The 20,914-nt window shown below is 54.2% G+C and carries 18 protein-coding genes; 1 reads left to right on the forward strand and 17 read right to left on the reverse strand.

Going from position 1 to position 20,914, the window contains the following annotated elements:
* Positions 1-305: 305 nt before the first annotated feature.
* Entirely contained in the window at positions 306-803 is a 498-nt protein-coding gene (locus M1E04_RS24790) for an HAD domain-containing protein (protein WP_103359878.1), read from the reverse strand.
* Between the two features lie 371 nt (positions 804-1,174).
* Here M1E04_RS24790 and M1E04_RS24795 point away from each other — a divergent pair, with 371 nt between their 5' ends.
* Entirely contained in the window at positions 1,175-2,860 is a 1,686-nt protein-coding gene (locus M1E04_RS24795) for a TniQ family protein (RefSeq protein ID WP_103359879.1), read from the forward strand.
* Positions 2,861-2,906: 46 nt separating this feature from the next.
* Here M1E04_RS24795 and M1E04_RS24800 read toward each other — a convergent pair whose 3' ends face one another.
* From M1E04_RS24800 to M1E04_RS24875, 16 genes are all read right to left on the reverse strand, one after another.
* Positions 2,907-4,598, reverse strand: coding sequence for a TnsD family Tn7-like transposition protein (locus M1E04_RS24800; protein WP_103359880.1), 1,692 nt, complete (start codon positions 4,596-4,598; stop codon positions 2,907-2,909).
* 17 nt (positions 4,599-4,615) lie between these two features.
* Positions 4,616-6,082 carry an ATP-binding protein gene (locus M1E04_RS24805; RefSeq protein WP_103359881.1) on the reverse strand — a complete coding sequence of 489 codons (1,467 nt, stop codon included), beginning with the start codon at positions 6,080-6,082 and terminating at the stop codon, positions 4,616-4,618.
* Positions 6,079-8,250 carry a transposase gene (locus tag M1E04_RS24810; protein WP_103359882.1) on the reverse strand — a complete coding sequence of 724 codons (2,172 nt, stop codon included), beginning with the start codon at positions 8,248-8,250 and terminating at the stop codon, positions 6,079-6,081. Before M1E04_RS24810 ends, M1E04_RS24805 begins: the two co-directional genes overlap by 4 nt.
* Entirely contained in the window at positions 8,247-9,095 is an 849-nt protein-coding gene (locus tag M1E04_RS24815; RefSeq protein WP_236469156.1) for a TnsA endonuclease N-terminal domain-containing protein, read from the reverse strand. Before M1E04_RS24815 ends, M1E04_RS24810 begins: the two co-directional genes overlap by 4 nt.
* A 279-nt stretch (positions 9,096-9,374) precedes the next feature.
* The gene (gene glmS, locus M1E04_RS24820) at positions 9,375-11,210 is read right to left on the reverse strand and encodes a glutamine--fructose-6-phosphate transaminase (isomerizing) (protein ID WP_456292181.1); all 1,836 of its coding nucleotides are present in this window, start codon (positions 11,208-11,210) and stop codon (positions 9,375-9,377) included.
* Between the two features lie 9 nt (positions 11,211-11,219).
* Positions 11,220-11,990 (reverse strand): DeoR/GlpR family DNA-binding transcription regulator, encoded by a 771-nt coding sequence (locus M1E04_RS24825; protein ID WP_456293237.1) that lies wholly within the window; start codon positions 11,988-11,990, stop codon positions 11,220-11,222.
* Positions 11,991-12,165: 175 nt separating this feature from the next.
* Positions 12,166-13,533, reverse strand: coding sequence for a bifunctional UDP-N-acetylglucosamine diphosphorylase/glucosamine-1-phosphate N-acetyltransferase GlmU (gene glmU, locus M1E04_RS24830; RefSeq protein WP_456292182.1), 1,368 nt, complete (start codon positions 13,531-13,533; stop codon positions 12,166-12,168).
* A gap of 121 nt (positions 13,534-13,654) precedes the next feature.
* On the reverse strand, positions 13,655-14,080 hold the full coding sequence (locus tag M1E04_RS24835; RefSeq protein WP_037016911.1) for a F0F1 ATP synthase subunit epsilon: 426 nt from the start codon (positions 14,078-14,080) through the stop codon (positions 13,655-13,657).
* A gap of 44 nt (positions 14,081-14,124) precedes the next feature.
* Positions 14,125-15,501 (reverse strand): F0F1 ATP synthase subunit beta, encoded by a 1,377-nt coding sequence (atpD, locus tag M1E04_RS24840; RefSeq protein ID WP_065988059.1) that lies wholly within the window; start codon positions 15,499-15,501, stop codon positions 14,125-14,127.
* 28 nt (positions 15,502-15,529) lie between these two features.
* Positions 15,530-16,390: a F0F1 ATP synthase subunit gamma gene (atpG, locus tag M1E04_RS24845; protein ID WP_037016916.1), complete on the reverse strand. Its 861-nt coding sequence runs from the start codon at positions 16,388-16,390 to the stop codon at positions 15,530-15,532.
* A gap of 50 nt (positions 16,391-16,440) precedes the next feature.
* Complete coding sequence (gene atpA / locus M1E04_RS24850; protein WP_065988057.1) at positions 16,441-17,985, reverse strand: F0F1 ATP synthase subunit alpha; 1,545 nt, start codon at positions 17,983-17,985, stop codon at positions 16,441-16,443.
* Positions 17,986-18,006: 21 nt separating this feature from the next.
* A complete protein-coding gene (locus M1E04_RS24855; RefSeq protein WP_037016920.1) occupies positions 18,007-18,543 on the reverse strand; it encodes a F0F1 ATP synthase subunit delta in 537 nt (178 codons plus the stop codon).
* 12 nt (positions 18,544-18,555) lie between these two features.
* Positions 18,556-19,026 (reverse strand): F0F1 ATP synthase subunit B, encoded by a 471-nt coding sequence (locus M1E04_RS24860; protein ID WP_065988056.1) that lies wholly within the window; start codon positions 19,024-19,026, stop codon positions 18,556-18,558.
* Between the two features lie 57 nt (positions 19,027-19,083).
* Positions 19,084-19,341, reverse strand: a complete 258-nt coding sequence (gene atpE, locus M1E04_RS24865) for a F0F1 ATP synthase subunit C (RefSeq protein ID WP_002555987.1) — start codon at positions 19,339-19,341, stop codon at positions 19,084-19,086.
* 137 nt (positions 19,342-19,478) lie between these two features.
* On the reverse strand, positions 19,479-20,348 hold the full coding sequence (gene atpB / locus M1E04_RS24870; RefSeq protein ID WP_065988055.1) for a F0F1 ATP synthase subunit A: 870 nt from the start codon (positions 20,346-20,348) through the stop codon (positions 19,479-19,481).
* A gap of 16 nt (positions 20,349-20,364) precedes the next feature.
* Positions 20,365-20,772, reverse strand: a complete 408-nt coding sequence (locus M1E04_RS24875) for a F0F1 ATP synthase subunit I (RefSeq protein WP_456292183.1) — start codon at positions 20,770-20,772, stop codon at positions 20,365-20,367.
* Positions 20,773-20,914 lie beyond the last annotated feature (142 nt).

The following is a 20,914-nucleotide window of genomic DNA, read 5'->3' on the forward strand; positions in this document are numbered from 1 at the left end:
GACGCTGCGCTCAATACCTCATCCCGGCTTAGGAGAAGTGGTTCATAGCCCCACGATTACAAACTGCAGCCACTTGTCCGCGCCGGGGAGTGGCAGCTTTCTGCCAAAAGCGGACAGTTGCACGAGTTTGCAGGCCGTGCTTAGAGCCTGAAGGCGTCTACAGAAGCACTTCAATTCAAACCGCTCGAGGAAGCAAAGAATGCCCCAGCTAAGCTTAGGGCTCATTCAGAGTAAGGCGGTCTATCGGGTTATGGGCCAAGCGGCAAAAAATGGTCACGGTAATACCGATGGGTCTCATGGGCAGATCAATGTGTCACTCGCCCTCGGGGGCCAAGCTTGCTCCGAAGCTCATTAATAGCGCGGTTCTCAGATAGCCCAAGGGTGGGATCAACGGCAACCAATCGATGACGATCAGCATCAGCCCATCCTTCTAAATCATCGTCAATCGCAATCCAATCACTGACCGCTGAACGGGCTACGTAGCGGATGATCTGGCCGTACCGAGAGGATTGGTCCCACCAATCCGCGTCCGCCCATCCAGTTGCCATCGAGCTGTGCCAAGTAGCCCCTACGACACGTTGCTGAATAAAAAGGGGCAACCGCTTTATCGCGCGAGAAAACCCGATATTCCGAACCCAACTGGTACTCAGCACGATCTGAACGTTGGGAAATTCTTGGAGCACCGTCTCAAGAAGGCTTGCCCACATGAACAGTTCACCCTCGTCGCGCAATTTCGGGCCTTTACGAGTTAAGAAAACCGCGTCAGGGTGAAGAACCCCATCAAAATCCAAAAAAAGGATCATCTTCCGCTCCTGTAGAGTCCGACACCAGCGTCACACCTCGGCACTTATACGGTGAAATCTTGGCCGACGAGGTAGGTTAGCTTAGATGGTACGAATAGCAGCTGAGAACGATCCGTAATATATCACGTACAGCGGCAGTGTATCGCAGCCATCTGAGCCTGCGGCGGAACGCGAAAGTTGTTTGGTATAATATCACTTTAAGATGCAAACTAACTTTTTTTGGTCTTAAATCTTTTTTTTTATAATAAATAGGACTAGGATGCCGACTTTAATCATCTCGATTCGACGTTATCGTTACATTAACATAAGAGTGCGTTCGCCAGATAAGTATGCGGCCCTGCACGAAAAAAAATACGAGTTAGAGCGAAAAAATGTCTTCTACTATCCTTTTTTTTCCATCTTCTCTCCCTGACGAGACATTGCCTTCTCGAATAGCTAGGTATCATATACTTTCTGGAAACAGAACCGAGAACGAAACCTTCAGAGACATTTTCGGCACCGCGCCATTCTCCCTAAACATCATCCCCAAGAGAATCGATGACATCGCATCTAGACTACCCGGCGATAAGGACGCCAACATGGAAGAGCTGTTGGCGTCAAACACCATACTGCCCGTTTACAAACCTTTTTTGGGTTTAGCCGAAAGCAGGGACGGGGTTATGGCTTCGGCGACCTGCCGGATCCCCCGCCGAGAAGTCAGCAATCATCGCATGGCAAAATTTTGCCTTGCTTGCGTACGCGCAGATTTAATAGAACAAGGCCACTCTTACTGGCACCGAGCACACCATATCCCTGGTATCACCGTATGCTGGCGTCACGGAGAGACACTGCTTCAGGCTTGCCCAAAATGCTCGCATCCTTTTTACAGGAGAAATAAACTGCTTCCCAACTTGGCAGCAGAGTGCGTATGTGGATGGAATCCACTGCTATCGAATCTATCTTTGCAAGGCTCAAAAATCGAACAAGACTTTGCATTTTTCTCGAAAACCCTTCTAGAACGGAATCTGCCAGCGATTAAAACTGAAATATTAGCCAGCAGTTATTCCCGCAAAAACAAAGAGCTCGGATACACCGCTGGAAAGCTGCAATCTAAAAAGAAGTTGCTGATTGGAGTAAAAAGTCATTTTGGTGAAGAGCTGTTGGCCAGAATTGATCATGCATATGGTCAAGGAAAATATCACCAATGGATCAGAATGACCGCCATTGGCGGCATGCTGGATATGCCTATCACTCGGCACCTGATCTTGGCATTTCATCTGTTCAAAACGGTGGATAACTTTGAAGAGCGCCTCGCACATGAGGCGTTGATCTTTCAAAGCGCCAAGAGAAAGCCTCGGTCCGAGCAGGAAAAGAATATATCATCAGTTGGTAAGCGCAAGCTGCATCGCCAGAAAGTTACCATAATCCTTAAGACTCGCTCGTCCGTCACTCTGGACTACTTGTGGGCAAATGCTTATCAAGCGACGTTATGGTTGGTCGCAAATGATAAGGTTTGGTTGAACGACGCCCTCATCAACGGAATGGTACCGAAGGCAGTCATTTCCCTTAAACCACATCGTCGTGATGAGGAGTATGCGAACTCGATTTCTAACGGTGTGGTCGATTTATTTCTCATTCGCCCTGGCCAACTACGGGTGAACATTACCAACATGCGACGATTGTCACCGGGGTGGCTGCCTGTTTGTCCTACAACGCGCAAGCAGCAGTTTCCTCTTGCATCGAATCAGCTAGAAGTTAATCTGGAGTCGTATTGGCACTTCCAGTTACGCCGAGTATTACTTGCGTTATCAGAAATGTCGAAATATAAGCTTCCTCCCAACCACACGGGTCGCGTACTAGTATCGTCTATCTCAAGTACTGTATGGGCTGCAGTAATCAGTCACTTCGAGTGGGATGTGGAGAAGGTGATTAAAACGCAGATCAATCCGGACGAGTTACTCAAGAGGACGGGGGTAACTCGTCAGTGGGAGGGACCACCAGGTCCACGTAAGGTAGTCGGAGGGCGTTCCTATGTTCCCTTAAAATCGAGGAAACTGCAGGACGTACTCGAAAACTGATTGTCAGGTCAGTTCTGTTTCAGAGCGGCCGGTCAGTGCATTAAAGCTATCCCATTCGGATGCTTGCCAGCCTGTAAAGCCTAGATTTAGTGACCCGGAGACCATCCAGCAGCAGTTGTTGCCTCGCCCAAGCGAGGCGACGACAGTGAAATTGCTGAAGACTCTCACAAACCTGATTCAGCGCCACAGCGCACATCGGTAACTTACCCAATTGCTTTTCAAACCTCGCCAGAGAGCCCAACTCCCGACCTAGCCTTGATCGGTTCACCCACACCGGCTTACTGGGGGAAGAGAAGAGTCTGTTCGCACAGCTGTGGATCTCAGCAGCCAAGGATGGATCGAGGTCAACGAATACAGAGCTTGGCTTGCGGCCCAATCTTCGCGAGCCGCTCGAATCGCAGTGTCCTGACAGCCAGTCGTGGTCATTTCTGTACAGCCACGCATAGTCAGCGCACTCATGAGCGAAACGGTCCTTATATTGGTGGCTAAAGCGCTTCCGACGAAGCTCTAGCGCTCTGTTAAACTTGGTCTCTTTCCAGCATTCTCGCCCACAGGGAGTCCCACGGATCGTTCGATAGATGGTGGCAAGCGAAACACCGCGCTTACCAGCAATTTCGCCCGCACTCATACCTTTCTGGGCATCCTTCCAAACCAGCCGCCGCAATCCGGAGAGTCTTCCCACGGCAGGGTGCACATGGAAGGGTAGATCACCGCAAACGCCGGTCACCGGCGTCGGTGATCGGCTGCCAATCAACTCCGCCTGACTTGAGCCAGCTGATGGTCTTAGGCCATCGATTAGTAAATCGCGGATATCAAGACCGAGAGCGTTCGTGAGAACGATGTACTTCAGCGGGTGATGGGAATGTCTGGGCTTTCTGAGGAGCTTAGTCACCCAAGTAGGAGCAGAACCCTGAGAATGCTCTGCAAGGATTTGGAACTCCCCGGAGTCGGGCAGCATGCCAAAATAGGTCTCAATGACCCTGGCCAACTGACTTAACCGCAGCCGATGACCCGGACTGGTAATACCAGAGTTAGCCGCAGCCCTCAGCATTGAACTGCGAATATTGATCGGGTCAAGAGGCGGGGCCAAAGCCTGAAGCAACCTATTTGAGCATCTGGCGAGGTGGAGCAACGTTGAACGTTTCAACGAGGGTATTTCGAGCGAATAGGCACACGAACCGACAGGGTCATCGTCGGGAAGCATCAGCCGTCTTCTGAATTGGCTGAAAACCCGATGCTCGACAACCCTGAGCGGCACCTCGTGAAAGGGACACATATAGACGCCCGGTAACTGATGAACTCGATGCCAATAAGCCGCTCCCAAATGGGCTCGGTCATGAGCGATGCAATGGGTACAGAACCGGGCACATGACGCATGTTCCAGCCTGCTGGCAATCAACCCCATGCTCAACTTCAGACCAGCGCCGGTGCCAAACTCCATTTGATAACGTGCTTGGTGAAGCTGGATTTCAGAGAGGAACGGCTGGTAATACGGCAGCAGCGTATGCTCCTCGACCATGCGCGCCACTGTTAGCCCAGTCCCATGCGGCAGTGCTTGTTCGAGCTCATTGAGTCGGCAAGGGAAAGGCACATTATCCGAAAAGGTCCCCTTCCATGGCGGCAATGCGACCACCTTGGCTGCCCCACAAAAACCTGAGAGACGAACATATCTAGACAGAACGCTATGCAGCGTCTCGTCAGGAAAAGGGTCAGGAAAGAAATGAAACCGATGTTCCATCTCGACCTCTTTGTCAGCTAATCCCTACAACGGTAAAGGGGTGAAAAGTCGAAAATATCGTTGTTTATCCATCCTGCTTCACGTAGTGCCTCCACCCGGTTCTCGGTATTAACCAACCGCTTGGCCATAGACTGCTGCGAGGGCACGGCCACAACTGAAGGCGCAACCTTTGCCCGTTCAGCCCCACCCGCGGAGGGTACATCAGCGACGTGCCGTCCGGCCGAGCGCAGAACCTTCAGGCGGCCAGGGTTTGGACTGAAGTCGAAGTCCATCATACCCGCGATCTGCTCATCTACCGGAAGCAGGTCATCAAACTGAGCCATCCTATTAGGGGAGCCGCTGCGCAGTGCATCAAGTGCGGGCTTGAGAATCTGCATTTTGGAATCGCTCACGATTCGTATTGCTGCCGCCGTGACGCGCTCCAGCCCACTTTGGATGACATAACGCTGTGTAAGGATCAACAGCTTAACCAGAATGTCAGTAACACCTTGGGTGTGCTCGTAAATCGCATCAAAGATATCATCCGTTAGCTCACCTTGCTGCTGACACCACTGGTAGCTCCAGAGGTTTTCGACAAGCATCCGCCATTCATCGCCATCCTTCTCGAACCTCTTAAACTCGATAATCCCGTTGCCACAACAGCGGCGAGCGTTGCGCATAACTCCGGAGAACAGGCTCACCATCGAATTGGTACCGATGAATACAACGGGGATACCAATATTGTTGACCAGGTGAAGGAAGAAATTGAGAACGCTGTCCTTGCCGCCTGTTTTGGCTGCATGAAGGTTTTGAATTTCGTCGATTAGCAAGGCACCGATGAAGAAGGTACTCGCCACCTGCGCCATCTGTTGCAGCGAGTCGGTGATATTTCTGGCACGAAATCGTCTGTGGTATCCCTCATCACCCAACGCTTTGCCCACTGCAATGAAAAACTCCTGACAGAAGCCTGCCAGGGATCCATCTCTGGGGCAGTCGAGCTTGAGCCACGTAATCTGCGTCTGGACGAACGCGCGACCTTCGAAGCGCTCATGTCGAATGGTTTGAGGGTACAGGCTGAGAATGGCCCAAAGCGCCGTAGATTTACCGATGCCGCTTAATCCAACCAAGCTAAACGTCTCTGCGGTAGACCTGAACCCCTCATAGAACCGCGAAGCTCCGGAGAGCGAATGGAGGTGTCTGACCGTCTCGGGGGAATGAGGGTTGCGGCCGACGTAGCCCCTCCGAATAAGCATCGAAAAAACGGACTCCAGCTCCAGGTGTATCGACATAGGCTGCACGATCGAACGTAGTCGATCTACACAATGAATCCGAACCCACGGCTCAAGTACAAGCTCCTCAGGCGTAGCATCTCCAGGCAGGTTAGCAATCAGGCCCGCGGCCGCTTCCCATGACAAAATAGGAGGCAGCGCCTCAATGAGAGGATTGCCTGCGTAGTCAGAGATGACCTGCTTCGTGTAGCTGGCAAAGGTAGGAGTGCTCGTCATGGTTTGTTACCTGGCCGAATTCGCTTCAGCATATCGATGATCACAGCACCACGCGCTCCGGCAAAATGCTGGGAATGATCGGTTTTCGCGGGCTCTTGCATCGCAGCTTTTGTTGGGAGAACGCCGTCGGGGATCTGAGCCGAGGCGCGTTCACGAGCCAGTTCTTCTGATCGTTGCTCGCGAATATTTCCCGTGGCCCGTGACTTGGATTTAGGTGAAGGGGTCTGCTTTTTCTCCAAAGCAGCAGTATCGAAAGTCCCTTCAAAGTCATCCAGCAGCGCAACCCTGCTTTCAATCTCTGCTCTCGTATGCGAAGGCGGCACCTGGCGGTATGCCTCAAGCATGTCGTAGACCTCATCGGATCGATAGTCAGCATATTTTTGATCCGACTTTCGCAAATCGCATCTCACAAATTGCTTATTGGCATCCCGTATCCAGATATGGTTTGCAGACTCATGAAGATGCCAACACTCGATTGGCCAGCTACCTTGGTTTCTGGCGATAGCAGTCCAATTATTTTGCGTCAGATACTCGCTCACATAGTGCATACCCCGGAACAAAATACCGTTCTTTCTGACTGATCCGGTTTCTCTTGGTAGCAAATTTAAATAAACAAGCTCTTCGCTTTGGTTGTTGTCCCGCATGAAGTCATTCTCAATGGCCCACTTCCAAATAGCGAATGGAGTTGGCTCAACCTGATCGTCGACCATCGGTTTGGAAAGCCGAGCGGGCTGTCGATGAAATTTATTGTAGTGAAGCACGCACTTTATAATTATCTTGGTGAATTCTCGCATGTTCAGCGTGGCATCCAAACGATAATCACGTTCTCCGCGTTCTTTGTTACGCGACGCTACCCCGCCTGGCATCCATCGTATACCGGAAAGGCTATTCAAAATGTTGAACCTACTTTCCACCATGGACTTCCAGTCTGGTCTGAACGGAGGGGCAATACCTATATCAATTCCCAGACCAGATGCGAGCCCTTCCGCGCCCTCACCGAGCATTTCAGCGCGGTCGGCAAACATCTCATAAGGCATATGGTGGCATGGCCAGTCATCATCGCTGATGTTGACACCATTCAGCGCGCAAAATTTCCGCTTCGGAGTAAAGGCATTGAAAAGCGCTTGGCGAGCGCCGTTCCAACTCGGCCCTTCTAACCCCACGTATAAACCTACAATCATGCCAGAGTAGCTGTCTATCACAATGTAAATTATCGGACGCCCAATGAGCATATGCCGCGAGTAGCTGTTGACCAAGTAAATATCAGCAACCGTTGAGTCGATTTCAAACTGATGACATGGGCCTCGCAAGTTATCCCTAACAGTTCCTTCTAAGCCACGACCATCCTTCTGCCATTTTCGATCTCCCATCCGCCCTCTAGCTGTGGTGGTCTCATCAAAGAAACGTCTTCCATGATGAGCAAACTGTCGATACGATGGCATTTCAGACGTAGGTAGGAGCTGTCCTACCGACTCTGGCTGTTTAGAAAGATCTTTGACTTTATAAAACATAGACAGCATTTTGTCGTAGGCGGCACGCCGAGAGGCAGTTTCGTCGTCTACGAATAGTGCATAGCCCGCCTCTATGCATTTAAAATCAACAGGCTCTAATAACTTATATTGCGTAACCAGCTCACCTTGGTAGGTTGCTTTTCGACCCGGCCTCTTCCCCTCTACAAAAATTCTAGAGGATTTCCCTACCCTTGTGTAATCATTTAAAAGAGCATTTCTAATCTGGCCATTGACCCAGTATCTGTGAAGCAGTCGGTAGATTTTTCTTTTGTATACGCCTAACTCTAAAGCTCGTGAAGATACCAAAGCATCAAGTTCTTCCGCGAAAAATACGTAGCCGGGTATCTCATGACAGACTATAGGTGCAATAATTTCCCATTTTTTATCTCGACCTACTTTCTGCTCTGAGCTGAGCGCTTCCTCTAGAACAAGAATATATTGAGGGGTTTTGACTTTTGCCAGTTTTATGTCTCCGGATCGGGCGGAGCGCATAAATTCGGCCAAATCAAGGACAGATGGAAGCTTAACCACATTTGATGAGATATCAATTAAGGCAATCAAGCCCTCCCTCTGGCTTATCCACAATACTCGAGAGGAAGCACTGACGATGGCATCTTCAGTTACAGGCTCGAAAACCTCATTAACCTGAATGTTCATATTGCCTCTCCAGTGTTGAGGGTTTGCACCTTAACCGTATCGACTATTTCGAATGGGGGTAGTGGTAGCCCTGTTTGTATAGGTGCAATGGCCAAATCAACTTTAATTCGTTTTGACCAAATCAAATGATGGTAGAGCGTTTTTGCATCACCATAAGGAAGATAGAGTTTAGATGCAATTTTTCTGAGCGCTGCATCAGTTCTCCAGCCGTGACCACTACACTGTTCTAAGTAATATAAAAACTCATCAATCAAATCAGACTGAAGTAACGCATTAGGAATATCCGAAAATTTTCTGAGAACTACTAAATTATTGATCAGGTCGGTTGTGAACTGCTCCTGAGTTATGATTGACCATTCTACGCCTTGTGAATTCCAGAACTCTTTTTCGATCTGTAACTTTTCAATAGTCCTGAGATTTTCTAAGTCTTTTTTGTATTTAACCGACCACGCTATTTGTTTATGGCTTCCATTAGACACCCGCACAGTCAACAGCAAGTCTGTCGTCATCACTACCGGCAATGAGGTTTTGGGATACAGCGGGTAGCGTATACCCATAGTGCTGGCGATTGCCTGGGCGTTTCCACGCGGGAGAAGAGGAAACTGCTCCCGAATGTCCACGACCTCTTCCGAAAATTCGGAGACCAAAAATGCAGCGTGCTCCAGGTTTGAGAGAAGGTGATGAATGCGATCGACTTTCGCCCCATGGACCTTCCGAGAGTGGCCAAGAGAAGGCACGTCCTGCACACGCAACCAAGGCTTGTAGCTGTTCCCCGCACCACTTCCAAAGCCATTGGAAAAGTGCCGAGTGATGTCAGCTTCTGTGGCAAATCTGCGACCGCGCAACTGAACCTCCTGAGCCCCCGCCGCATCGCATACCTTCACCCCAAAAAAATATGCTTAGGAAACTTTTGAGCTCATCCCGAGGAGTTGCCCCAATCCCCAAGCCTACTCCCTCAACGTAACGTAACTGCAAATCCGGACAAACGGCGGATCTTGTAAAAGAATCTTTGTAAAATCAGGGGCTTGGCCGCTGTGACAAACTATACTGTCGCGAGACAAACTATGTTGTTCCCTGACAAACTATGTTGTCGCAAACCACTCGGCCAATGCCCTGTGGATAACTTATTCCACCGTTACAGACTTCGCCAAGTTACGCGGCTGATCCACGTCCGTCCCCTTCAGCACTGCCACGTAATACGAAAGCAGTTGCAGCGGGATGGTGTAGAGAATCGGCGTCAGTGCATCGAGGATGTGGGGCATGGAAACCACATGGGTGCCCTCTCCGTTGACCAGCCCGGCCTGTTCGTCCGCGAAGACGATCAGCTCGCCGCCCCGTGCCCGCACTTCCTGCAGGTTGGATTTCAGCTTCTCCAGCAGCTCGTTGTTTGGTGCCACGGTGACAACAGGCATGTCGCTGTCCACCAAGGCCAACGGGCCGTGTTTCAGTTCGCCGGCCGGATAGGCCTCGGCGTGGATGTAGGAGATTTCCTTGAGCTTTAACGCCCCTTCCATCGCCACCGGGAATTGCGCGCCACGCCCCAGGAACAGGGTGTGATTCTTCTCGGCGAACAGTTCGGCAATTTTCTCCACCGTTGTGTCCATCGCCAGCGCTTCACCCAGGCGGGTCGGCAGGCGGCGCAGTTCTTCAACCAGTTCTGCTTCCACGCCAGCTTCCAGCGTGCCTTTGACCTGACCCAGTGACAACGTCAGCAACATCAGCGCGACCAACTGGGTGGTGAACGCCTTGGTCGACGCGACGCCGATTTCCGGGCCGGCCTGAGTGAGCAGGGTCAGATCGGACTCACGCACCAGTGAACTGATGCCCACGTTGCAGATTGCCAGGCTGGCAAGGAAACCCAGTTCCTTGGCGTTGCGCAGAGCGGCCAGAGTATCGGCGGTCTCACCAGACTGCGAGATCGAAACGAACAGTGTGTCCGGCTGGACCACGACTTTGCGGTAGCGGAATTCGCTGGCCACCTCGACCTGGCAGGGAATACCAGCCAAGCCTTCGAGCCAGTAACGCGCGACCATGCCAGCGTGATAGCTGGTGCCGCAGGCAACGATCTGCACGTTGCGCACTTTCGCGAACAGCTCCGCCGCCTGCGGCCCGAAGGCCTGCACCAGCACCTGCTGTTGACCGAGGCGGCCTTCCAGGGTGCGCTGCACGACTTTTGGCTGCTCGTGGATTTCCTTGAGCATAAAGTGGCGGTACTCGCCTTTGTCCGCCGCTTCTGCGCCTTCATGGTACTGAACGATCTCACGCTCAACAGGCTGGCCGGAGGCGTCCCAGATCTGCACGCTGTCGCGACGGATTTCAGCGATGTCGCCCTCTTCCAAATACATGAAGCGATCGGTCACCTGACGCAACGCCAGCTGATCAGAGGCGAGGAAGTTTTCCCCAAGGCCCAGACCCACCACCAGCGGACTGCCACTGCGAGCAGCAATCAGGCGATCCGGTTGCTGTGCGCTGATGACCGCAAGACCATACGCGCCGTGCAGTTCTTTGACCGTAGCCTTCAAGGCAGCGGCCAGGTCAGGGGTGTCCCGCAGTTTGTGGTGCAGCAGGTGGACAATGACCTCGGTGTCCGTGTCAGACGTGAACACGTAACCCAGACCCTTCAAGCGCTCGCGAAGCGGCTCATGGTTTTCGATGATGCCGTTGTGCACCACCGCCAGTTGCTCGTTGGAGAAATGCGGGTGCGCATTGTGCTCCAGCGGCGCGCCATGGGTCGCCCAACGGGTGTGGGCAATGCCGAGGCGTCCTGTCACCGGTTCGCCGGCAAGAGCCCGCTCCAGTTCGTTCACCTTGCCGACTCGACGACGACGCTCGAGCACGCCGGCGTTGTTGAATAACGCTACGCCAGCGCTGTCGTAGCCCCGGTATTCCAGGCGCTTTAGGCCCTCCAGCAGGATCGCAGTCACATTCCGTTCAGCAACAGCGCCGACAATTCCACACATGGTCTTCTCCTAGGAAACAGCAGCGCAAATCAAGGTTACGCCGCGAGCCTGAATTTGTTCGCGGGCCTCTTGAGGCAGGCGATCATCGGTAATGAGGGTATGGACGCTGCTCCAGGGCAGCTCCAGATTTGGAATCTTGCGCCCGACCTTGTCGGCCTCGGCCATCACGATCACTTCCCGGGCGACTTCGGCCATCACCCGGCTGAGGCCGAGCAGTTCGTTGAATGTGGTTGTACCGCGGGTCAGATCAATGCCATCGGCACCGATAAACAGCTGATCAAAATCGTAGGAACGCAGCACCTGCTCTGCCACCTGGCCCTGAAACGACTCTGAAGGCGGGTCCCACGTGCCGCCGGTCATCAGCAGGACCGGTTCGTGCTCCAGTTCACCCAGCGCGTTGGCGACATGCAGTGAATTGGTCATCACCACGAGGCCCGGCTGCAACCCCAGCTCCGGGATCATCGCAGCCGTTGTACTGCCGCTGTCGATGATGATCCGTGCGTGTTCCCGAATGCGGGCAACCGCCGCGCGTGCGATGGCTTGTTTGAACCTGGAAACGGGCTGGCCGGGTTCGCCGATCAATTCCTGGGGCATCGGGATGGCGCCGCCGTAACGACGAAGCAGCAACCCGTTGCTTTCGAGCGCAGCCAGATCCTTCCGGACCGTCACCTCGGAGGTCTCAAAGCGCTTGGCCAACTCATCCACACTTACCTCGCCCCGCTCATTGAGCAAAGCAAGGATGTTATGGCGGCGCTGGGGCGTATTACGTTTCGACATGATGATCTTAAGTTTCGATTCGAAAGTTAACGATCGCAATGAAAGCTCATCGAAAGATATACGTCAAGGGGAGAGAGGCGTTTCTAGAGAAGGAATCAGGGATTTGCTTGAACGGATCCGTTCAACACCCGGTATCGGCTGCTTGTCTGGCAAGCAGCCGAACATACCTGTGGATAACTTAGTCTTTCTTGATTTTCACCGGGCGCTTCCAGCCTTCTATGTTGCGTTGACGCGCACGGGCGACCGCAAGCTGTTCGGCGGGTACATCCTGATTGATGGCAGAGCCGGCGGCAGTGCTCGCGCCCGACGCGATATGCACAGGGGCCACCAGCGAATTGTTCGAGCCAATGAATACGTCTTCGCCCATCACCGTCTTGTGCTTGTTCGCGCCATCGTAGTTGCACGTAATGGTGCCTGCCCCGATGTTGGTACGCGCGCCGATGACCGCGTCACCCAGGTAGGTCAGATGACCCGCCTTGGCACCCTCGCCCAGATGAGCATTCTTCAATTCTACGAAGTTACCCACGTGGGCGCGGGCGTCGAGCACACTGCCTGGGCGCAGACGAGCGAAAGGCCCCGCATCCGCGCCTTCGCCCACGATTGCGCCTTCCAGGTGACTGTTTGCCTTGATGATTGCGCCTTTGCGCAAGGTGCTGTCCTTGATCACGCAGTTTGGCCCAATCGAAACGTCGTCTTCGATCACCACTCGGCCTTCAAGGATGACGTTCACGTCGATCATCACGTCGCGGCCCGTGGTGACGTCGCCACGAACGTCGAAACGCGCCGGGTCCCGAAGGGTGACGCCCAACGCCATGAGTCGGCGGGCTTCGCGCTGCTGGTAATGACGCTCGAGCTCGGCAAGCTGTTTACGATCATTGGCGCCCTGCACTTCCATCGCATCTTCAGGCTGTGCGGTGGCGACTACCAAGCCATCGCTGACGGCCATCGCGATAACATCGGTCAGGTAATACTCACCTTGAGCATTGTGATTGGAAAGGCGGCCCAGCCAGTCGGCCAGATGCTTGCCCGGTACTGCGAGTATTCCGGTGTTCCCTTCCTTGATAGCCTTCTGCGCTTCCGTTGCATCCTTATGCTCGACGATGGCAGTGACGCGGTGCTCCGTGTCACGAACAATCCGACCGTAGCCGGTTGGGTCATCCAGGGTTACTGTCAGCAGGCCCAGTTGCTGATCGTTTACCAGGGCAAGCAAGCGGTGCAAGGTCTCCACGTTTATGAGCGGGACGTCGCCGTAAAGAATCAGGACGGTTTCGGCGGTCAATACCGGCAGCGCTTGCGCGACTGCATGGCCTGTTCCCAATTGTTTGTCCTGCAGAACAAAACTCAGATCATCGCTGGCCAGTTGCTCGCGGACCCGCTCGGCGCCATGCCCGATAACAACATGAATGCCTTGGGGTGAAAGCTGCCGTGCGCTGTGGATAACATGACCGAGCATCGATTTACCGGCCACAGGATGCAACACCTTGGGCAGAGCAGAACGCATGCGAGTGCCCTGACCCGCAGCAAGAATGACGATATCGAGAGACATGAAGGGATTCCAGACGAGCAGGCCACATTAGCCAGGCTGATGATTCGGGCGAGAAAGCCGAAAAAAGAAAAAGGGTAGCCGAGGCTACCCTTTTACTCAATCGCGCAACGAGACGTCGGGGTTAGCCGCCGAACTTCTTGCGAATTTGCTGAACGGTGCGCAGCTGAGCTGCGGCCTCCGCCAGACGTGCAGCAGCAGATCCATAATCGAAATCTGCGCCTTTTTCATTCAGAGCACGCTCGGCAGCCTTGACGGCTTCCTGAGCTGAGGCTTCGTCCAGATCAGCAGCGCGTTGCACGGTATCGGCAAGCACTTTGACCATGTTCGGTTGAACCTCAAGGAAACCACCGGAGATGTAAAACACCTCGGCTTCGCCACCCTGCTTGATCAGGCGGATCGGACCTGGCTTCAGATCGGTGATCAACGGTGCGTGACCTGGAGCAATACCGATATCACCCAGGTTACCGTGTGCAATCACCATCTCGACCAGACCGGAGAAAATCTCTCCTTCCGCGCTGACGATATCGCAATGGACTGTCATAGCCATTTGCCTGCCTCAACCTGATTAGCGCCCGTTGCCGGGCGCCTGGATTACAGTTTCTTGGCTTTCTCGATCGCTTCTTCGATGCCGCCGACCATGTAAAACGCCTGTTCAGGCAGATGGTCGTAGTCACCGGCGAGGATGCCTTTGAAGCCAGCAATGGTGTCTTTCAGGGAAACGTATTTACCCGAGGCACCGGTGAAGACTTCAGCCACGAAGAACGGCTGCGACAGGAAGCGCTGAATCTTACGAGCGCGGGATACCAACTGCTTGTCGGTTTCCGACAGCTCGTCCATACCCAGGATCGCGATGATGTCTTTCAGCTCTTTGTAACGCTGCAGAACATACTGAACGCCGCGAGCGGTGTCGTAATGCTCCTGACCGATGACGTTCGGGTCCAGCTGGCGCGAAGTCGAGTCCAGTGGATCGACCGCTGGGTAGATACCCAGGGATGCGATGTCACGGGACAGAACGACAGTGGCGTCCAAGTGAGCAAACGTTGTAGCTGGCGATGGGTCAGTCAAGTCATCCGCCGGTACGTATACCGCCTGGATCGAAGTGATCGAGCCTTCCTTGGTCGAAGTGATGCGCTCTTGAAGCACGCCCATCTCTTCAGCCAGCGTCGGCTGGTAACCTACTGCAGACGGCATACGGCCCAGCAGTGCGGATACTTCAGTACCGGCCAGTGTGTAACGGTAGATGTTGTCGACGAACAACAGAACGTCGTTACCTTCGTCACGGAACTTCTCAGCCATGGTCAGGCCAGTCAGGGCGACGCGCAGACGGTTACCCGGCGGCTCGTTCATCTGACCGTAGACCAGCGCTACTTTGTCCAGAACGTTGGAGTCCTTCATCTCGTGGTAGAAGTCGTTACCCTCACGGGTACGCTCGCCCACACCGGCGAACACGGAATAACCGCTGTGCTCGATGGCGATGTTACGGATCAGTTCCATCATGTTTACGGTCTTGCCGACACCGGCACCACCGAACAGACCGACTTTACCGCCTTTGGCAAACGGGCAAACCAGGTCGATGACCTTGATGCCGGTTTCCAGGAGGTCGTTGCCGCCAGCCTGATCAGCGAACGAAGGCGCAGGACGGTGAATGCCCCAGCGCTCTTCGGTCTCGATCGGGCCCGCTTCATCGATCGGGTTGCCCAGTACGTCCATGATCCGGCCCAGCGTCGCTTTACCGACCGGTACGGAGATAGCTGCGCCGCTGTCGATAACGTCCAGACCGCGCTTCAAGCCTTCGGTGGAACCCATCGCAATGGTACGAACTACGCCGTCGCCCAGCTGCTGCTGAACTTCCAGAGTAGTTTCCGCGCCTTGTACTTTCAGCGCGTTGTAGATGCTCGGTACGCTGTCGCGTGGAAATTCCACGTCGATCACGGCGCCGATGATTTGAACGATACGTCCGCTACTCATTAGCTGGATCCTCTGAATATTTGAACCGTTAAACCGCGGCAGCGCCGCCGACGATTTCCGAGATCTCTTGGGTGATCGCTGCCTGACGCGCCTTGTTGTAGATCAGCTGCAAATCGCTGATCAGATCACCGGCGTTGTCAGTGGCGTTCTTCATCGCGATCATCCGCGCAGCCTGTTCAGCCGCGTTGTTCTCGACCACCGCCTGATAGACCTGTGACTCCACGTAACGGACCATCAAGCCGTCCAGCAGCTCTTTGGCGTCGGGTTCGTACAGGTAATCCCAGTGGTGCTTGAGTTCTTGATCCTGGGTCGCGACCAACGGAATCAACTGCTCGACCGTTGGCTGCTGAGTCATGGTGTTGATGAACTTGTTGGACACCACGGACAGGCGATCAATACGGCCCTCCAGGTAGGCATCCAGCATCACCTTGACGCTGCCGATCAAATCGTTGATCGACGGCTCTTCGCCCAAGTGGCTGATCGCAGCGACGACGTTACCGCCGAAGTTGCGGAAAAACGCCGCACCTTTGCTGCCGACCACGCACAGATCGATCTCTACGCCGTTTTCACGGTTCTTCGCCATGTCCTTGACCAAAGCCTTGAACAGGTTGGTATTCAAGCCACCACACAGACCACGGTCACTGCTCACCACGACGTAACCGACGCGCTTTACTTCGCGCTCGATCATGAAGGGATGACGGTATTCCGGGTTAGCGTTGGCGAGATGACCAATCACCTGGCGGATGCGCTCCGCGTAAGGACGGCTAGCAGCCATGCGCATTTGAGCCTTGCGCATTTTACTGACCGCCACTTTTTCCATGGCGCTGGTGATCTTTTGCGTGCTTTTGATGCTCGCAATCTTGCTGCGAATCTCTTTTGCGCCTGCCATGTAACACCTATCAGGTTAGCAAGCGGGAACCTCGCGGCTCCCGCTGCGGCTTACCAGGTTTGGGTGGCCTTGAACTTCTCGATACCGGCTTTCAGGCCAGAATCGATTTCGTCATTGAAGTCACCCTTCACGTTGATCTTCGCCATCAAATCGGCGTGATCTCGGTTGAAGTAAGCAATCAGCGCTTGTTCAAAGCTGCCAACCTTGGCGATTTCGACGTCAGTCAGGAACCCACGCTCAGCGGCATACAGCGACAGCGACATGTCAGCGATCGACATTGGCGCATATTGCTTCTGCTTCATCAGCTCGGTCACGCGCTGACCATGCTCAAGTTGCTTACGGGTCGCTTCGTCCAGATCAGAGGCGAACTGGGCAAATGCTGCCAGTTCACGGTACTGAGCCAGAGCGGTACGGATACCACCGGAGAGCTTCTTGATGATCTTGGTCTGAGCGGCACCACCCACACGGGATACCGAAACACCGGCGTTCACTGCCGGGCGGATGCCGGAGTTGAACATGGCCGATTCCAGGAAGATCTGACCGTCAGTGATGGAAATCACGTTGGTCGGAACGAACGCGGAAACGTCGCCAGCCTGGGTTTCGATGATCGGCAATGCGGTCAGGGAACCGGTTTTGCCGGTCACTGCGCCATTGGTGAACTTCTCTACGTACTCTTCCGAAACGCGGGATGCACGCTCCAGCAGACGGGAGTGGAGATAGAACACGTCGCCTGGGTAAGCTTCACGGCCTGGTGGACGGCGCAGGAGCAGGGATATCTGGCGATAAGCCACGGCCTGCTTGGACAGATCGTCATAAACGATCAGTGCGTCTTCACCGCGGTCGCGGAAGTACTCGCCCATGGTGCAACCGGCATACGGAGCCAGGAATTGCAGCGCAGGAGATTCCGAAGCACTGGCCGCCACGATGATCGTGTTGGCCAGAGCGCCGTTTTCTTCCAGCTTGCGAACAACGTTGGCGATGGTCGATTGCTTCTGACCGATTGCTACGTAGACGCAGAAAATGCCGCTGTTCTTCTGGTTGATGATCGCGTCGATCGCCAGAGCGGTTTTACCGATCTGACGGTCGCCGATGATCAGCTCACGCTGGCCACGGCCGACGGGGATCATCGCATCGACAGCCTTGTAGCCAGTCTGTACAGGCTGGTCTACCGACTTACGCCAGATCACGCCTGGAGCAACTTTCTCGACCGCATCGGTCTCGGTGTTGTTCAGCGGACCTTTGCCGTCGACAGGGTTGCCCAGTGCGTCGACCACGCGACCCAGGAGTTCCTTACCAACCGGAACTTCCAGGATGCGGCCGGTGCACTTGGCACTCATGCCTTCAGCCAGAGAGGTGTAAGCGCCCAGTACGACAGCACCCACGGAGTCTTGCTCCAGGTTCAGTGCCATACCGTAAACGCCGCCCGGGAACTCGATCATTTCGCCGTACATAGCGTCGGCGAGACCGTGAATCCGCACGATACCGTCAGACACGCTGACGACAGTGCCTTCGTTTCGGGCTTGGGAGGCTACATCGAGGTTCTCGATGCGGCCCTTGATGATTTCACTTATTTCGGAAGGATTGAGTTGCTGCATTGCTCTGCTGCCCCTTCAAACTCAAGATTTCAATGCTTCGGCTAGTTGCGCGAGTTTGCCGCGAACTGAGCCATCGATAACCAGGTCGCCGGCGCGGATGATGACACCACCTATCAGGGCAGCATCCTCCGCAGCGTGCAGGCGCACTTCCCGGCCGAGCCGTGCACTGAGAACCTTGGCGAGTTTGTCTTGCTGTTCTTGGTTCAATGCGAAGGCACTAGTTACATCCACATCTACCGATTTTTCCTGTTCGGCCTTGTAAAGCTCGAACAGTTCGGAGATCTCCGGCAGAAGCTGAAGACGGTCGTTTTCAGCAACGACGTGAATGAAATTCTGTGCCTTGGCATCGAACTTGTCGCCGCACACTTCAATAAAAGTGGCGGCCTTGTCTGCGCTCGTCAGTCGCGGGGCCTTGAGCATGCGCTGCATCGTGTCGTCTTGCGACACTGCAGCAGCCAGGCCGAGCATGGCTGACCAATTGGCCAGTTGCTGGTGCGCCTGTGCATGCTCGAAGGCTGCCTTAGCGTAAGGTCGGGCCAACGTGGTCAGTTCTGCCATGATCGCCCTCGCTTAAATTTCAGCAGCCAGTTTGTTTACCAGCTCCGCGTGCGCGTTTTGATCGATTGTGGCACCCAGGATCTTCTCTGCGCCGTTGACTGCCAGGCTACCCAGTTGGGCGCGCAGCGCGTCTTTGACGCCGTTCAGTTCCTGTTCGATCTCGGCCTGAGCCTGAGCCTTGATGCGGTCAGCTTCGACGCGAGCCTGTTCACGGGCTTCGTCGACAATCTGGGTACCGCGTTTCTTGGCTTGCTCAATGATCTCAGCTGCCTGAGCCTTAGCTTCGCGCAGTTGCTGACCCACTTTATCTTGGGCCAGCTCCAGGTCGCGAGCTGCTCGTGTAGCAGCGTCCAGTCCATCCGCAATCTTCTTCTGACGTTCGTGCAAAGCCGCGATGACCGGAGGCCACACGAACTTCATGCAGAACAGCACAAAAATGAAGAACGCAACGGACTGGCCAATCAGGGTTGCATTAATGTTCACGCCAACACCTCGCTCGTTCGTTGTCCATCACACCAATCAACTCGAAAATTCGAGTGATCAGCCAGCGAGTTGACCAACGAAGGGGTTCGCAAAAGTGAAGAACAGAGCGATACCAACACCGATCATGGTCACGGCGTCGAGCAGACCAGCCACGATGAACATTTTAACTTGCAGCATTGGAACCATTTCCGGTTGACGCGCAGCGCCTTCCAGGAATTTACCGCCCAGCAGGCCGAAACCGATTGCAGTACCCAGTGCGCCCAGGCCGATCAGCAGTGCAACAGCGATAGCAGTTAGACCAACTACAGTTTCCATCTTTCCTCCCGACTTTTACGTCGTATTGGTTAGGTTTTCTTAGATTAAAGCGGTAAAGCAAAATCGTTTCTTACATCAAGCCCTCGCGGGCACCCCCTTACCGAAGCAAGGGGATCATCAGACTCGCCAGGCGGGTCTCAATGGTTATCTTCGTGAGCCATCGACAGGTACACGATGGTCAGCATCATGAAGATGAACGCTTGCAGGGTGATGATCAGGATGTGGAACACAGCCCACGCCCATTGCAGGACCACGCCCAGACCGCTGAGCCACAGCAGGCCGCTGCCGAACATGACCGCGATCAGAATGAACACCAGCTCACCCGCGTACATGTTGCCGAACAGTCGCAGTGCCAGGGAGATCGGCTTGGCCACCAGAGTCACGAATTCAAGCAGGAAGTTCACCGGAATCAACAGAGCCTGAACGAAAATGTTCTTGCTGCCGAACGGGTGCAGGGTCAATTCGCCGATGAAGCCGCCGATACCCTTGATCTTGATGCTGTAAAAAATGATCAGCGCGAATACGGAGAGTGCCATACCCAGCGTCGCGTTCGGATCGGTTGTCGAGACGGCGCGGAAAGGAATGTGGTGATCACCGGTGACCATGATTGCCAATTGCGGGATCCAGTCGACAGGAATCAAGTCGACGGCGTTCATCAGGAACACCCAGGCAAAGATGGTCAATGCCAGAGGTGCGATCACGGCACTACGGCCATGGAAGCTGTCTCGAACGCTGCCATCGACAAACTCGACGAGGACTTCAACGAAGTTTTGCAATGCGCCCGGCTGGCCGGAAGTCGCCTTTTTTGCGGCCATACGGAAGATAAGGACGAAAATCAGACCCAGTGCGACAGACCAGCCGAGGGTATCGACGTGGAAAGCCCAAAAGCCCATTTCTTTTGCTTCCGCCGCAGAATGCGCGAAGCCCCAACTGCCGTCAGGCAAATGACCGAAGGTCAAATTCTGCAAGTGGTGCTGGATATAGCCCGAAGCTGTCTGCTCTGCCATGGTTGCCTCAAACGCCCTAAGGTCTCGAAAGTCTTGTTTTCAGTAGCAGGGGCGCAAACCAGCTGACCAGCTGGGTCAGTATGAATACGCCGAAAACCGCCAGCGGAGCCAGCGGCTTTACTCCTGCAAACGTCAGTGCAAAAAGCACTGCCGTAAAAATCAGCTTGCCTGCCTCGCCGGCGTAGAACGACCGAACGATGGCCTGCGCTGCCCTGGCCCCGGAGTACCGGAATGCCTTATGAGCAAAGTACAAATTCGGCAGCCAGGCTATCAGGCCTCCGCAAAGCCCTGAATACCCGGCCACGACACAGTGCCACTGCCAAAGCGCCAGCGCAGCCCCGAGAAGGACAATCAACTGAGCCAGCAAAATCGGGAAAACAGCCAGGCGATGGAATGGCAAGCGGTTTGGCGTGCGTGTCTCCATCACATGGGCTCCTCGTGAGCCGGCCGCCAAAATCAATAACTTGGCATAAATTGTGCCGACAAAATGCGCGCAGAGTATAGGGGCGGTTCAGCCCCTATTCAACTGCCAGGTAGTGATTTCCGACTACGCGCTACGCATGATT

Source organism: Pseudomonas sp. AK106 (genome assembly GCF_053903055.1).